Source organism: Actinomadura flavalba DSM 45200, from assembly GCF_000374305.1.
In the GTDB taxonomy this organism is placed as follows: Bacteria; Actinomycetota; Actinomycetes; order Streptosporangiales; family Streptosporangiaceae; genus Spirillospora; species Spirillospora flavalba.
Window position 1 is genome coordinate 1,589,157 of the sequence record NZ_KB894093.1, and the last position, 13,509, is coordinate 1,602,665.

The window sequence follows — 13,509 nt, forward strand, 5'->3', positions numbered from 1 at the left end:
CCTCGCCGTATCCGGCGAGGGCTCCTCGATGTGGTGGTGCTAGAGAGCCTTGATGGCGCCGGAGAACCGTCGGAAGCCGGAGCGGTCCAGCAGGATCGTTCCGCCGTCGCGGTCCTTCGTGTCGCGGATGGCGACCGTGCCGGGGACGTTCGCGACCTCGACGCAGTCGTCATTGTTGGCGTGGCTGCGTGAGGATTTGCGCCACGTCGCGTTACGAAGGTCCATACAGCTCGTCACGTACCTTTCCCATGAAATCGTACGACTCGCGCGGCGAGAGCGCTTCCGCCTGGATCTTAACCCAGATGGCAGCGCACTCGGCCACGCGGGCGGGGTCGGTGCTCGTGACGCCTCCAGTCTGGTACGGGCAGTAAATCATCTGCCGCCCATCGGCTTGGCTGGCGATTGCGAAGTCGGTACGCAGGTGCGGAATGTAGACCGGCCGCAGCACCTGGATGATCGCCAGGCCCTTGTCGATCATCTCCATGAGTTCAGTGATCTGGTCGTACATGACCTTGTCCGAACCGACACGCGTGTAGAGCACGGCCTCGTCCATGATCATGCTGACCTGAGGGAGTGGGGTGCGCTCGAAAATCCGCTTTCGATCCATCCGCGCCTTCACGTCCTCCGGACTGTTGAGCATCGCGCTCGCGTATGCCTCTGTCTGGAACAGGCCGTTGACGACCTTGGTCACGTAACAGCGGGCCATCACGGCGCTCGATTCGGCGCGCGGGTAGTTCCGGTACTCCTGCGGGAACCGGTGCTCGTCCTCCTGGAGCTTCAGCGGCTTGATGTACTTGAGCCATGCCTTGTGGAGTCGGGTTCCCTCGCCCGTGTGCCTGGGATCGGTGATGCCGTCGAGCACCTTTCCCAGCCGCATCGCGAAGTCCTCCCGGCACTGCGCCGAGCCGTTCTCGATCTGGGAGATGTACGACCGGCCGACATTCACCAGTTCGCCGATCTCTTCCTGCGTCGGCCGGAGCGGCAGACTCCGGCGGAGTTTCCGTGACTCGCGCCCGAATGCTGTGGTCTCGGGCCGTTTTGGGGGGTTGGGCATGAATTGTCACCTCCGACACGTGCTGACGTGCGCGTTCATGTCTACCGGACTCGCGGCGGCCACTTCGGGAGAGTGGCGGCGGTGTAGTGGGTGTAGTAGGTCACTCACCTTTTTTTCGCGCTTCACATCCAGGATGGTTTGTGTCGCAAGACGCATGCACGGGTCACCCATACGAGCGCTGGAGCGGTCAGGCACGGAGGCACGGTAATGATCACGATGGACAAGCCCGTGAGGATCGCCCCGGGGATTTTCTGTCCCTATCCGGGTGGTGCTCTCTCGACGGTGGGGCGGGCTCGCGCCGCCGCCGAGGAATGGGTGCGCGGTGAGAATTACAGTGCCGAGGTGGTCGGCAACGTGGCGCTGATCGTCACCGAGCTGGCCACGAACAGCCTCCGTTACGTGGCCGGTGCGGCGGGGTTCGCCGCGCTGGTCTATCCGGTCGAGCTGCCGGGCGCTCATGCGGGTGTGTGCGTGGAGATCTGGGACGCCGACGCCGGGAACCCGCCCGTGCTCGGGCAGCCGGATTTTGTGGCGGAGACCGGCCGGGGGCTGTTCATCGTGGACAGCCTGACAGGCGGCATGTGGGGCTGGCAGTGCCTCGCGGACGACAAGGGAAAGGCAGTATGGGCGGCGATTCCGTGCACATGATGAAGACGAAAGAGGTCGCGCGGTTGTTCGGCGTCACCTCCTACACGGTGGTGCGGTGGACCCGGAGGGGTCTGCTGGCGGCGGGGACCACGCCGTCGGGGCACCTGCGGTTCGACCGGGCGGAGGTCATGCGGCTGTACCGGGGAAGCAACGGAGACGAGGTATGACCGGCCTCAAAGCGCTCGTGACCTGGTACGTCTGGGTGCGTCGCCGTGCGGCGGCGGCGTCCTACCTGCGCGTGCTTGGCGGGGAGATGACGGCGCGGGGGTGGTCGTGCTCGGTGGCGCAGTCCGCCGTGCCGACGTTGTGGATCACCCCCTCCACGCCGGGTGACAAGTCGATCGGCTACGGCGTCACCGCCGTCGTCATCGACGGCCACGCCGTCGTGCTCAGCCGCGACATGGAAGAGCTGTGCTCGTGCGGCGACCCCTCCAAGGTCGCGGACACCCTCTCCGAACGCCTCGGCGCGGCACACCGCTGAACCAGGGCACGGAGACGTGCCCTCTCGAACGGCCCCCGTCTCGCGTTCCGGAGGGGAGAGCGCGGGGCGGGGGCTCCCTCGATCCCGGCGAAGAAAGTTATCCACAGGCCGGGAGATCTCGCGCGGCGCACCTGGCGGGTGGCGCACGATCGAGGAGTCTCGTCCGGACGGGCGAGATCCGTCGAGCGTGAAGCGAGGTCCGGCTGTGCGTACCGTGATGATCCCTGTCGACCTGCGGGTTCTCGTCCGTCGTCCGCATGCGCGGTTAGTCCGGGAGGTCTTCCGGGGTGAGCGTCGAAAGCTGGGCGCGGGTGGGCTCGTCGCCCTCGGCCGCCGACTGCTCGGTGCGGCGCGCGTGGGCGGTGACGGCCGCGCGCAGGAGCTTGTCGACCTCGCGGCCGTTGCCGAACCGGAAGCGGTCGGCGGCGTCGGCCAGGTGGCGGCGCAGCGCGGCGGCGGTGTCGTCGGGCACGGCGTAGTCGGCGGCGCGGGCCTTGTCGGTGAAGATGCGCACCAGATCGTCCACGTCGTAGGGGGCGAACGTCAGCGTCCGCGCGAACCGCGAGGCCAGGCCGGGGTTCGACGCCAGGAACGCGTCCATCTCGGCCGTGTACCCGGCGGCGATCACCACGACCTCGTCGCGGTGGTCCTCCATGAGCTTGACGAGGGTGTCGATGGCCTCCAGCCCGAAGTCGTGGCCGCCGCCGGGCGAGCGCGCCAGCGCGTACGCCTCGTCCACGAACAGCACGCCGCCGCGCGCCCGCTCGAACACCGCCGCCGTCCGCTGCGCCGTCTGCCCGACCCACTCCCCGACCAGGTCCACGCGGGCCGCCTCCACGAGCTGACCCTGCGCCAGCACGCCGAGCGCCGCGAGCAGTTCGCCGTAGAGCCGGGCGACGGTCGTCTTGCCCGTGCCGGGCGGCCCCGCGAACACCAGGTGCCCGGTGACGGCGTCGGCGTCGAGCCCGGCCGCGCGGCGCCGCCGGGCCGAGTCGAGCAGCGCGAGCAGGTTCTGGATCTCGTGCTTGACCTCGTCCAGCCCGACCAGCGCGGTGAGCCGCGCCAGCACCGCCGCGACCTGGTCCGGGTCGCGCGTCTCACCGAAGCGGGCGGCCAGGCCCGCCGCGACGTCCAGGTCCTCGGGGAGCAGCAGCGTCAGCTCCTCCACCGACGGGTCGCCGTCGGCGAGGCGCTGCGCCTGCCGCTCCACCGCCGCCTCGAACACCCGGCGGGCCTCCCGGCCGTTGCCGAACGCGGCGTCCCGGCGGAGTCCCCGGAAGTGCGCGGCCACGGCGTCCCGGGTGCGCGGCGCCAGCCGGTAGCCGTCGCGGGCGGCGAGACTGCCGGTGATCTCGGTCAGCTCGTCGGCCGTGTAGTGCGGGAAGCCGATCGTGCGGGAGAACCGCGAGGCCAGGCCCGGGTTCGCCGCCAGGAACGACCGCATCTCGGCCGAGTAGCCCGCCACGATGACGACCACCTCGTCGCGGTGGTCCTCCATGAGCTTGACCAGGGTGTCGATGGCCTCCAGGCCGAAGTCGTGGCCGCCGCCGGTCGGCCGGGCCAGCGTGTACGCCTCGTCCACGAACAGCACGCCGCCGCGCGCCCGCTCGAACACCTCCGCCGTGAGCTGCGCCGTGTGCCCGACGCCCGTGCCGACCAGCCCGCCGCGGCTCACCTCCACGACCTGCCCGCGCTCGATCACGCCCAGCGCCGCGAGCAGTTCGCCGTAGAGCCGGGCGACGGTCGTCTTGCCCGTGCCCGGCGGGCCCGCGAACACCATGTGCCGGTTGATCGACGGCCCGGGCGGCAGGCCCGCGCGGCGGCGGCGCTCCGCGACCTTCTGCAGGTTGATGATCTTCTTGATCTCCTGCTTGACGGTCGCCAGGCCGATCATCGCGTCGAGTTCGGCGAGCAGCGGGGCCGCGCGGTCGGGCTGGTCCGCCGCGTCCTGGTCGCCGGTCGCCGGGGTCGCGGTGCCGGTGCGGGCGGGCTCGTCGGCCGCGTCCAGCAGGTCGGGACGGGCGTTGCCCTCGCTGACGACGCCGCTCGCCGCCAGCCGGGCCCCCGGCGCGACGATGATCCCCCGGTCGCCGCCGCCGGTGATCCGGCAGTCCCGCAGCGAGACGTCCGCGTCGTCCTCGGCCGAGACGCCGTAGCCGCCGCTGCCGGTGACCTCCACGCCGGACGCGCCGAGCCGCGCCCCGCCGACCGCGCGCAGCCCCATCTCACCGGCGTCCGCCACCGTCCCGCCGGTGACCGTGCCCTGCCCCGACTCGACCACGACGCCATGCGTCGCGGTGCCGCGCACCTCGCAGTCGTCGAAGACGCCGGTGCCGTCGTCCGAGACGCACAGCCCCGCGCGTCGGCCGCCCTCGGCCCGCACCCGGCGCGCCGTCAGCGACGCCCGCGCCGTCACCCACAGCGCCTCCAGCCCCGCGCCCCGCACGACGCAGTCCTCCACGTGGGCGGTCGCGTTGTCGCGGACGACGAACGCGCACTCGCCCGTCCGCTCCAGCAGCGTCCCCCGCACGACGGCCTCGGCGCGGTCGTCCACGAGGATCGCGGCGCTGCCCGAGTCGGAGACGGTGCAGCGCTCGATCACCGGCCGCGAGCCCTCGGTCGCCCAGACGCCCGAGCCGCCCGCCGCCTCGACCCGGCACGACCGCATCAGCACCGCGCTCCCCGTCCGGAACGCGACGGCGTTCGCCCGGGTGCCCCGCACGGTCGTGTCGTCCATGACGCCCGTCGCACCGGCGTAGACGACGGCCCCGTCCCCGACCGAGCACTCGCGCAGCCCGACGTTCGCGCCGCCCCACACGCTCACCGCGACGCTGCCGGGCCTGCTCACGAACTCGCACTTCTGCGCCAGCACGCTGCCGCCCGGCACGCGCAGCGCGCTGCCGTCGTCGCTCCAGTTCCGCACGATGAGCCCCTGGAGCGTGACGCGTCCGCTGAGCCGCATCGTCACGTCGGTGGCGCCGTCCAGGGTGACCGTTCCGGGGCCGGCGACGGCGGTGAGGATGAAGTCGGCCTCGCTCTCGAACCCGGTGCCCGGGTAGTGCCCGGGTTCGACCAGGATGTGCTTCCCCGTCGGCCCGTAGGGCGGCAGCGGAGCCCGCAACGCGTCCAGCACCGTCCGGAACGCCCGGGGCGCCGTACGCGAGACGACCAGTCGCAGCAACGCGCCTCCTCACCCCCGAACGTCGCCCCATCGTCGCACCCGGCCACCCGAACCCGCCACGAACCGGCACCTTTACCGCACCTCGCTGAGATCCGGCTCCGCGACGGCGGGCGCCGCTCGCGGGAGCAGGCGCAGCGCGGCGGCGCCGAGCGCGACGTGCAGCAGCACGGCCACCCCGGCGGCGGCGCGCAGGCCGGTGGTGAAGGCCGTCTTCGCGTCGTGGACGGTCGCCGGGGCGAGGCCGGGCAGGTCGAGGGTCGCGCCGAGGGTGGGCGCGGCGTCCGGCCCCAGCAGGCGGAAGATCAGCGCGGCGAGGGAGCCCAGCAGCGCGATGCCCAGCGCGTTGCCGATCTCGTTGCTCGTCTCAGCGATGGCGCCCGCCGCGCCCGCCCGCTCCGGCGGGACCGCCGCGACCGCGGTGTCGGCCACGACGCTGAACGAGATGCCGTAGCCGACGCCCGCGACCACCGTCGAGGCGATGTACCAGCCGGTCCCGCCGCTGACCGTGACGGGCAGCAGCAGCGCCAGCCCGGCCGCGACCGAGAAGTGGGCGAGGACGAGCACGGCCCGCTTGCCGACGCGCTGCACGATCACCGGCGTGACGACGCACATGACCGTCAGGACCACGGCGCCCGGCAGCGCGAGCAGCGCCGCGTCCAGCACGGTCAGGCCCCGCACCGACTGGAGGTAGATCCCGGCCAGGTACGCCGCCGCCGACCACGCGGCCAGCGGCAGCAGACCGGTGATGATCGCGATCGTGAACACCCGGTCGCGGAACAGCGAGAAGTCGATCAGGGGGTGGTCGAGGTGCCGCTGGCGGCGGACGAACCACGTCACCAGCGCGGCACCCGCCGCCGTCGTCAGCACCGGCGCGGCCGACACCCCCTGCGCGGCGACGTGCTTGAGCCCGTAGATCGTCAGCAGCAGGCCGGCGGCGGAGGTGACGACGCTGAGCGCGTCCACGCGGCCCGGCCGCGTCGTGCGCACCTCGCGGAGCAGCACGGGCGCGGCCAGGACGAACACGGCGATGACCGGCAGGTTGATCAGGAAGACCGATCCCCACCAGAACCGCTCCAGCAGCACCCCGCCGACGACCGGCCCGATCGCGAACCCGGCCGCGAACGCGGCGGCGAAGATACCGATGGCCTGCGCGCGGCGGCGCGCGTCGGGGAACAGCTCGCTCAGCACGGCCAGCGCCGAGGGCAGCAGCGTCGCCCCGGCCACGCCCATGAGCACGCGGAACGCGATGAGCAGTTCGGGGTTCGGCGCCAGCGCCGCCCCGATCGACCCGGCTCCGAACACGGTCGCGCCGATCATCAGCAGCCGCAGGCGGCCGTAGCGGTCGCCGAGGTTCCCGAAGGCGATCAGCAGGGAGCCGACGGCGAAGCCGTAGACGTCCAGAATCCAGAGTGCCTGGTCGGCGGTCGGGTCGAGGGCCTGGCTGATCCGGGGCATCGCCAGGAACAGGATCGACCCGTCCATGGAGACGAGCAGCACCGGTCCGAGGATCACCACGAGTCCGAGCCATGAACGCAGGCCCGAGGAGAGGGGCGAATGTGGGTTCTTCATGCCGTCGACCGTCCGCCATCGCGGACCGGGCAACCATCCCCGTGCCGTGGGTAGACCCAGCAGGTGTACCCACGGCACCCCGCCCGCGACCTAGGCTCGGAGGCGTGGAGAGCTTGGGGACGTTTCTGAAGAACCGCCGCGACCGGGTCACCCCGGCCGATGTCGGGCTGCGCACCTACGGCACCTCGCGCCGCGTCCCCGGACTGCGCCGCGAGGAACTCGCGCAGCTCGCCGGCGTCAGCGCGGGCTACTACACGCGGCTGGAGCAGGGCCAGGCCGAGACCGCCTCCGAGCAGGTGCTCGGCGCGCTCGCCCGGGTGCTCCGCCTCGACGCGGTCGAGACCGTCCACCTTGGCAACCTCGCGCGGCAGTCCGGCAAGTCCGGCCTGTCGGAACCGCCGCCCGAGGAGGCGCACCCGCGCGTCCTCGCGTTGCTGGACTCGCTCGGCGGGACGACGCCCGCCGTCGTCCTCGGCCGTCGCGGCGACGTGCTCGCCTGGAACCGCACCGGGCACGCGCTCGTCGCCGGGCACGTCCCGTTCGACGCGCCGCACGACCCGGCCCGGCGCCCGTCGATCCCGCGCATGTTCTTCCTCGACCCGCTCACCCGCGACCTGCACCGCAACTGGCACGAACTGGCGCGTATCCACGTCGCCTACCTGCGGCTCACGGCGGGCCGGTACCCCACGGACGCGCGCCTGGCCGCGCTGATCGGCGAGATCACCATGCGCAGCGACGACTTCGCGACGCTGTGGGCCACCGGCGACGTCGCGGACTGCACGGTCGGCGCCATGCGCTTCCAACACTCCACCGTCGGCGCCGTGAACGTGTCGTACCAGGTGTGGCTGCAACCCGACAGCCCCGACCACCGCCTGGAGGTCTACACCCCGGACGACCCACCCTCCACCGACGCCCTACGCATCCTCGCCCAACAGAGCCAGACCTGAGCCCGCAAAAGCCCCGATAGGGCACCCAAGATGAGCGATCCCCGAACACCACCACCCTGCCCTGCCCTGCCCGAACCGAGCCGAACCGAGCCGACCCGACGGCGCCGCCGCACCCACCGTCCGCACGCCCCGGCATCGTCACCGACCGCAGACCGTCCGGACGGCACCGACCGCGGACCGTTCGGACGGCACCGACCGCGGACCGTTCGGACGGCACCGGCGATGCGAGCCAGCCAGGCGGCCCGCGAGACCCGGTGTGGTTACTGAGGGCGGGGTAAAGGGTGGGCGCAGTAGCGTGCGGGGTGGGCGTGCCTTGGAGGCGATCGCGTGGGGGACAGGAGCCGGGTGCTCGTCGTGGACGACGAGGCTGCCATCCGCGACCTGATGCGGACCGCGCTGCGGTTCCACGGGTTCGACGTCACCGAGGCGGGCAGCGGCGCCGAGGCCGTCGCGGCGGTGCGCGACGCGCGGCCGGACCTGATGCTGCTCGACGTCATGCTGCCCGACATCGACGGGTTCGAGGTGTGCCGGGTGCTGCGCGAAGAGGGCGAGGACGTCCCCGTCATCTTCCTCACCGCGCGCGACACCGCGTCCGACACGGTCCTCGGCCTGTCCATCGGCGGCGACGACTACGTCACCAAGCCGTTCTCCATCGAGGCGCTGGTCGCGCGGGTGCGGGCCGTGCTGCGCCGCACCGCGCCGCCCGAACGCGACGAGGTGCTGCGCGTCGCGGATGTCGAACTCGACGAGGCGACTTGGACGGTCCGCCGTGCGGGCACTGAGATCGAGCTGTCGCCCACCGAGTTCCGCCTGCTCGCCCACCTGATGCGCCACCACGGCCGCGTCCTGACCCGCGCGCAGCTCCTCAAGCACGTCTGGGGCTGGGAGCACCACGGCAACCCGCAGGTCGTCGAGACCTACATCTCCTACCTGCGCCGCAAACTCGACCCGCTCGGCCCGCCGCTCATCCGCACCCGGCGCGGCGTCGGCTACACGCTCCAGCCATGACGCTCAACGCGCGGCTGCTGACCGGGCTGCTCGCGGTGTCGGCCGCCGGGCTGCTGGTCACGGGGCTGGTGAGCGCGCTCGTCCTGCACGACTACCTGATGCGCCGCGTCGACGGCCAACTGGAGGCCGCCCGCGACCGCACCGTCGCCCGGCTCGTCAACCCCGGCCTGCCCGACGACACCACGGCGCCCGCGCTGTTCGTCGTCGCCGTCGTCACCCGCGACGGGCGAATCCGCGTGCTGAGCGCGCCGGACGTCGACCCGTCCCCGGCCGTCGCGGAGCTGACGCGCCTCGGTTCGGCGGGCGTCGCGCGGCGGGCCGCCGACCTGCGGCCGTTCTCGCTGCCCGACCTGCGGGCCGTCGCGCGGCCTGCCCGGAACGGGAACTATGTCGTGGTCGCGACGCCGCTGGCGGAGATCGACGCGGCCGTCCGCAACCTCGTGCTCACCGAGCTGATCACGGCGCTGCTGCTGCTCACCGTCCTCGGGCTCGTCGGCCGGCGCCTCATCCAGACCGGCCTGCTGCCGCTCGGCCGGATGGCCGGCACCGCCCAGGCGATCACCGCGGGCGGCGACCTGCGCGCCCGCATGCCCGGCCCCGGCGAGCGCGACGAGACGGCCCGGCTCGCCGCCGCGATCAACGTCATGCTGGAACGGATCGAGCAGGCGTTCCACGCCCGCGTCCGTTCCGAGGCCCGGGTCCGCGAGTTCGCCGCCGACGCCTCGCACGAGCTGCGCACCCCGCTCACCACCATCCAGGGCTACGCCGAGCTGTACCGGCACGGCGCGCTGGACGACGCCGAGCTGCCCGCCGCGATGAGCCGCATCGAGGCGGAGGCGCAGCGCATGTCGCGGCTCGTCGGTGACCTGCTCGACCTCGCCCGCCTCGACCGCGAGGCGGGCCTGCGCCCGGAGAGCGCCGACCTGGTGCCGCTCGCTCGGGAGGCCGTCGCGGACGCGTCGGCGGCGGCGCCCGGCCGCGTCTTCACGCTCGACGCCCCGCCGACGCTGCGCGCCACGGTCGACGAGGCGCGGACGCGTCAGATCCTCGGGAACCTGCTGGCCAACGTCCGCGAGCACACCCCGCCGGACACGGCGGCGACCGTCCGGCTCACCGCGTCCGCAACCGTGGCGATCATCGAGGTCACCGACGACGGGCCCGGCATGACGCCGCAGAACGCGGCCCGCGCCTTCGAGCGCTTCCACCGCGCCGACCCCGCCCCGGACGGGACGGGACTCGGCCTGCCCATCGTCGCCGCCATCGCCTCCGCCCACGGCGGCGAGGCGGTCCTGCGGTCGTCCCCGGGCCACGGCACGACCGTGCGCGTCACCCTTCCCCTTCGCTGAAAAAGGGACGGGCGGCGCCGATCGCGGCGCCGCCCGTCCCCCTTTTGTCAGCTCTTCGGGACGCGGACGAGGTTCGCGGTGCGGGTCGCGCCGGAGCGCGGGCCGCTGACGACGACCGTGGCGCCGTTGCGCAGGGCGTCCAGCTTGGACTTCTCGCCCTTGACGCGAACGCGGGTGCGGTCGTTGGTCGTCCACTGCCACGACGCGCCGTCCGCGCTGCGGACGGTGAGCTTGCCGTCGGCGCGCGCGGTGACCGTGCCCTTCTGCCAGGTCACGACGCGGAAGGCGTTCCCGCGCCGCACGGTGGCCTCGCCGTGCACACCGCGCGTGGCGGCGCGATGCCGGTGCTGGCCGGGCTTGCGTGGCTTGTCCGTCTTGGTCGCGCTCGGTGAGGCGGACGGTGCGGGACTCGGCCCCGCCACGGCCGGGACGGCGACGAACAGGCCCCCGCCCAGCAGCGCGACGGACCCGATCCCAACGGCGATGGTCTTCCTGTCGGCTTTCACGTCAGCCATGAAACCCTCCCGCCGCCCCCGGAGCGAGGGAGATCCGCTGGGAAAACCCTGAGAGAACTCCCAGGAACGGACGGCTCAGGCCGTGAGCGCGACCGCGCCGATCGCGACGGTGCCGCACAGGTCGATGACCCCGCACCACTCCGACCAGCCCCGGGGCACGACCCGGCGCGTCAGGAAGTGCACGCCGTCCCACAGCGCGTGGCCGAGCCATCCGGCGGCCAGCAGCCACCAGCCCGCCGTGCCCCCGGCGACCAGGGCCGCCACGCCCAGGCCGACGAAGACGACAAGTCCGGCGAGCTGGACGGCGAGCGTCCTGCGGTCACCGAGGGACCGGCGGACCGCGCCGATGCCCAGGTAGAACAGCGGCATGCTGATGAGCAGGGCCGCGAGCCGGTCCATGCCCGGCATTCCGTCCGCGAACGTCGCGAACGCGACGGCGAGCCCGAACCAGGCGGGCCAGCGGCGTCCGATCGCCCGCAGGACGCCGTGGTGCGCATGGCCGGTCATCAGGTGCGGGCGGGGTCGGGTCTCCTGTGTTTCGACGGACACGGCGTCTCCTTCGGTCGGGGCGGTGCGTTCGCCGCCTCGCCCCGAACTCTGCGCGCGCGGCGGCGCGCTGTCCCGTCCGGGCGTCCGGGATGTCCGTCCTCTTGGGGTGCGCGTCCGCCGGACGTAGGGTTGCGGCGTGCGAGATCGGGCGATCGTGGTGGTCTGCTACGAAGCGGCGGAGCTGCTCGACGTCGCGTCCGTGACGACGCCGCTCGCCATGGCCAACGTCCTCGGCGCGGTCGGGCGGCCCTACCGCGTGCGGGTCGCCGCGCCCGGCGGCGGGCCGGTCGCCTGCGGGTCCGGGCTGACGCTCGGCGCGCACGAGCCGCTGGAACAGGTCGCCGGGCCGCTCGACACGCTCGTCGTCTCCGGCGGTACCGGGTTCGAGCGCGCGGCGGACGACGTCCGGCTCGTCGGGCATGTCCGGCGGCTGGCGCGGGAGAGCAGGCGGGTGGCGTCCGTCTGCACGGGCGCCGCCGTCCTCGCCGCCGCCGGGCTCCTCGACGGACGCCGCGCCACCACCCACTGGCGCTACGCCGACCGCATCGCGTCCCGTCACCCCGGCACCGTCGTCGACCCCACGCCGCTGTGGGTCCGCGACGGCCACGTGTACACGGCGGCCGGTGTCACCAGCGCGCTCGACCTCACGCTGGCGTTCATCGAGGAGGACCACGGCGCCGACCTGGCCCGCCAGGTCGCCCGGCACCTCGTCACCTACCTCCAGCGGCCCGCCGACCAGGCGCAGCTCAGCATGTTCACCGCCGCGCCCGCCCCCCGCGACGACACGATCCGGACGCTCCTCGACCACATCGCCGCCCATCCCGCCGACGACCTCGGCACCGAGGCCCTCGCCGCCCGCGCCGCCGTGACCGTCCGCCACCTCACCCGGCTGTTCACCCTGCACCTGGGCCGGACGCCGGGGCAGGTCGTCCGCGCGGCCCGCGTCGAGGCCGCCGCGCACCTCCTGCGGTCCACGACGCTGCCCGTCGCGACGGTCGCCGCCCGCTGCGGCTTCGCCAGCGCCGAATCCCTGCGCCAGGTCTTCACCGCCCACAAGGGTGTACCGCCCTCCCGCTACCGCAGGGAACACGCCCTCGGCGCCCCGCCCCGGACGACACCGGCGTAGGCGATCATCGACGGATGAGCAGCGACCACGTCACGCACATCCCGGCCCCGGAGGGCGTCGTCCCCGGCAACGGCTACACCCACGTCGTCACGGGCACCGGACGGTTCGTGGCGATCTCCGGACAGATCGCCCTGGACGCCGACGGTGTCCTCGTCGGTGAGGGCGACCCCCTGGCTCAGGCCCGCCAGATCTTCCGGAACCTCGAACACTGCCTGACGGCGGCGGGCGCCACCTTCGCCGACGTCGTGAAACTCACCTACTTCGTCACCGACATCGCCCACCTGCCCGCGATCCGCACGGCCCGCGACGAACACGTCGACACGCGCAACCCGCCCGCGAGCAGCGCGGTCCAGGTCAGCGCCCTCGTCCACCCCGACCTTCTCCTGGAGATCGAAGCCTTCGCCATCGCGCGGCCCTAGCCGCAATTCCCGCGTTCACCGGAGCACCCCGCCTCGCGGGGGAACCGGATCACGCGCGCGGGTGATCACCGGTCGTCGCAGGTCGCGAAGGCTGGGGACATGGCGATCAAACTGGTGCACACGCCCCCTTCCGTCGACGACACCCGGCGGCCCGTTCCACGCTGGGCACTGCGGGCCGCCTACGCGCTGCCGCTGCTTCTCCTGCCCTCGTGCCTGTGGCGGCTGCCGTTCGCCTTCGACTTCACGATGGGACAGGTCGGCGGCGAGACCATGCCGTCCCTGTGGATCAGCGTCCCGTACGTCTTCGGCCTGAGCGTGCTCACGGAGACGGCGGCGTTGCTCTGCCTCGGCCTGGTACGCGGATGGGGGGAGGTCGCGCCCGCTTGGCTCCCGCTCATCGGCGGCAAGCCGATCCGCCCGTCGGCGGCGATCATCCCGGCGACGATCGGCGGGCTCGTCATGACGGCGGTCTCGGTGATGATGGTGCTCACCTGGAACGGCGTCATCGAGGGAACGTCGTACGAGAACGGCTGGTGGGACGCACTGGCGAAGATCTGCGTCGGCCCGGTCGGCCTGTGGGGCCCGATGACGCTCGCGCTGACGTACGCCTACTACGCGCGTCGCTGCCGCCCGGCGGACACCACGTGACCGCATGCGGCGCCTCGG

The 13,509-nt window shown here is 73.0% G+C and carries 15 protein-coding genes; 9 read left to right on the top strand and 6 right to left on the bottom strand.

The window, feature by feature from the left end; genetic code table 11:
• Window positions 1–39 precede the first annotated feature (39 nt).
• Together C229_RS0107275 and C229_RS0107280 are read right to left on the bottom strand one after the other, a co-directional pair.
• Window positions 40–225: a DUF397 domain-containing protein gene (locus C229_RS0107275; RefSeq protein WP_018654414.1), complete on the bottom strand. Its 186-nt coding sequence runs from the start codon at window positions 223–225 to the stop codon at window positions 40–42.
• Entirely contained in the window at window positions 212–1,054 is an 843-nt protein-coding gene (locus C229_RS0107280; RefSeq protein WP_155884633.1) for a helix-turn-helix domain-containing protein, read from the bottom strand. Before C229_RS0107280 ends, C229_RS0107275 begins: the two co-directional genes overlap by 14 nt.
• 207 nt (window positions 1,055–1,261) lie before the next feature.
• On the opposite strand from C229_RS0107280, the gene C229_RS29820 reads away from it, so the two are divergent.
• The 3 genes from C229_RS29820 to C229_RS0107295 are packed head-to-tail and all read left to right on the top strand — an operon-like array spanning window position 1,262 to window position 2,183.
• Window positions 1,262–1,702, top strand: coding sequence for an ATP-binding protein (locus C229_RS29820; protein ID WP_018654416.1), 441 nt, complete (start codon window positions 1,262–1,264; stop codon window positions 1,700–1,702).
• Complete coding sequence (locus tag C229_RS33465) at window positions 1,702–1,869, top strand: helix-turn-helix domain-containing protein (protein ID WP_240487113.1); 168 nt, start codon at window positions 1,702–1,704, stop codon at window positions 1,867–1,869. The genes C229_RS29820 and C229_RS33465 overlap by 1 nt, the downstream gene beginning before the upstream one ends.
• Window positions 1,866–2,183, top strand: a complete 318-nt coding sequence (locus tag C229_RS0107295) for a hypothetical protein (protein ID WP_018654418.1) — start codon at window positions 1,866–1,868, stop codon at window positions 2,181–2,183. Before C229_RS33465 ends, C229_RS0107295 begins: the two co-directional genes overlap by 4 nt.
• Before the next feature lie 265 nt (window positions 2,184–2,448).
• On the opposite strand, the gene C229_RS0107300 is transcribed toward C229_RS0107295, so the two are convergent.
• Both C229_RS0107300 and C229_RS0107305 read right to left on the bottom strand, forming a co-directional pair.
• Complete coding sequence (locus C229_RS0107300) at window positions 2,449–5,364, bottom strand: AAA family ATPase (protein ID WP_018654419.1); 2,916 nt, start codon at window positions 5,362–5,364, stop codon at window positions 2,449–2,451.
• Window positions 5,365–5,436: 72 nt separating this feature from the next.
• Window positions 5,437–6,933, bottom strand: a complete 1,497-nt coding sequence (locus C229_RS0107305; RefSeq protein WP_051108878.1) for an MFS transporter — start codon at window positions 6,931–6,933, stop codon at window positions 5,437–5,439.
• Window positions 6,934–7,037: 104 nt separating this feature from the next.
• On the opposite strand from C229_RS0107305, the gene C229_RS0107310 reads away from it, so the two are divergent.
• The 3 genes from C229_RS0107310 (at window position 7,038) to C229_RS0107320 (ending at window position 10,234) form a co-directional block, all read left to right on the top strand.
• Window positions 7,038–7,880, top strand: a complete 843-nt coding sequence (locus C229_RS0107310; protein WP_026313533.1) for a helix-turn-helix transcriptional regulator — start codon at window positions 7,038–7,040, stop codon at window positions 7,878–7,880.
• Window positions 7,881–8,207: 327 nt separating this feature from the next.
• Window positions 8,208–8,888, top strand: coding sequence for a response regulator transcription factor (locus C229_RS0107315; protein ID WP_033423941.1), 681 nt, complete (start codon window positions 8,208–8,210; stop codon window positions 8,886–8,888).
• Complete coding sequence (locus C229_RS0107320; RefSeq protein ID WP_018654423.1) at window positions 8,885–10,234, top strand: sensor histidine kinase; 1,350 nt, start codon at window positions 8,885–8,887, stop codon at window positions 10,232–10,234. Before C229_RS0107315 ends, C229_RS0107320 begins: the two co-directional genes overlap by 4 nt.
• A gap of 47 nt (window positions 10,235–10,281) precedes the next feature.
• Here the strand turns inward: C229_RS0107320 and C229_RS32675 are convergent, their stop codons facing one another.
• The gene (locus tag C229_RS32675) at window positions 10,282–10,749 is read right to left on the bottom strand and encodes a hypothetical protein (protein ID WP_018654424.1); all 468 of its coding nucleotides are present in this window, start codon (window positions 10,747–10,749) and stop codon (window positions 10,282–10,284) included.
• A 75-nt stretch (window positions 10,750–10,824) separates the two neighbouring features.
• Window positions 10,825–11,298 (bottom strand): hypothetical protein, encoded by a 474-nt coding sequence (locus C229_RS0107330; RefSeq protein ID WP_205624425.1) that lies wholly within the window; start codon window positions 11,296–11,298, stop codon window positions 10,825–10,827.
• Between the two features lie 157 nt (window positions 11,299–11,455).
• Between C229_RS0107330 and C229_RS29830 the strand changes: the two genes are divergently transcribed.
• The 3 genes from C229_RS29830 to C229_RS0107345 all read left to right on the top strand — a co-directional run bounded on the left by C229_RS29830 (window position 11,456) and on the right by C229_RS0107345 (window position 13,491).
• Window positions 11,456–12,424 (top strand): GlxA family transcriptional regulator, encoded by a 969-nt coding sequence (locus C229_RS29830; protein WP_018654426.1) that lies wholly within the window; start codon window positions 11,456–11,458, stop codon window positions 12,422–12,424.
• Between the two features lie 14 nt (window positions 12,425–12,438).
• Window positions 12,439–12,843, top strand: a complete 405-nt coding sequence (locus C229_RS0107340; protein WP_018654427.1) for a RidA family protein — start codon at window positions 12,439–12,441, stop codon at window positions 12,841–12,843.
• A gap of 99 nt (window positions 12,844–12,942) precedes the next feature.
• Window positions 12,943–13,491 carry a hypothetical protein gene (locus tag C229_RS0107345; RefSeq protein WP_018654428.1) on the top strand — a complete coding sequence of 183 codons (549 nt, stop codon included), beginning with the start codon at window positions 12,943–12,945 and terminating at the stop codon, window positions 13,489–13,491.
• Window positions 13,492–13,509 lie beyond the last annotated feature (18 nt).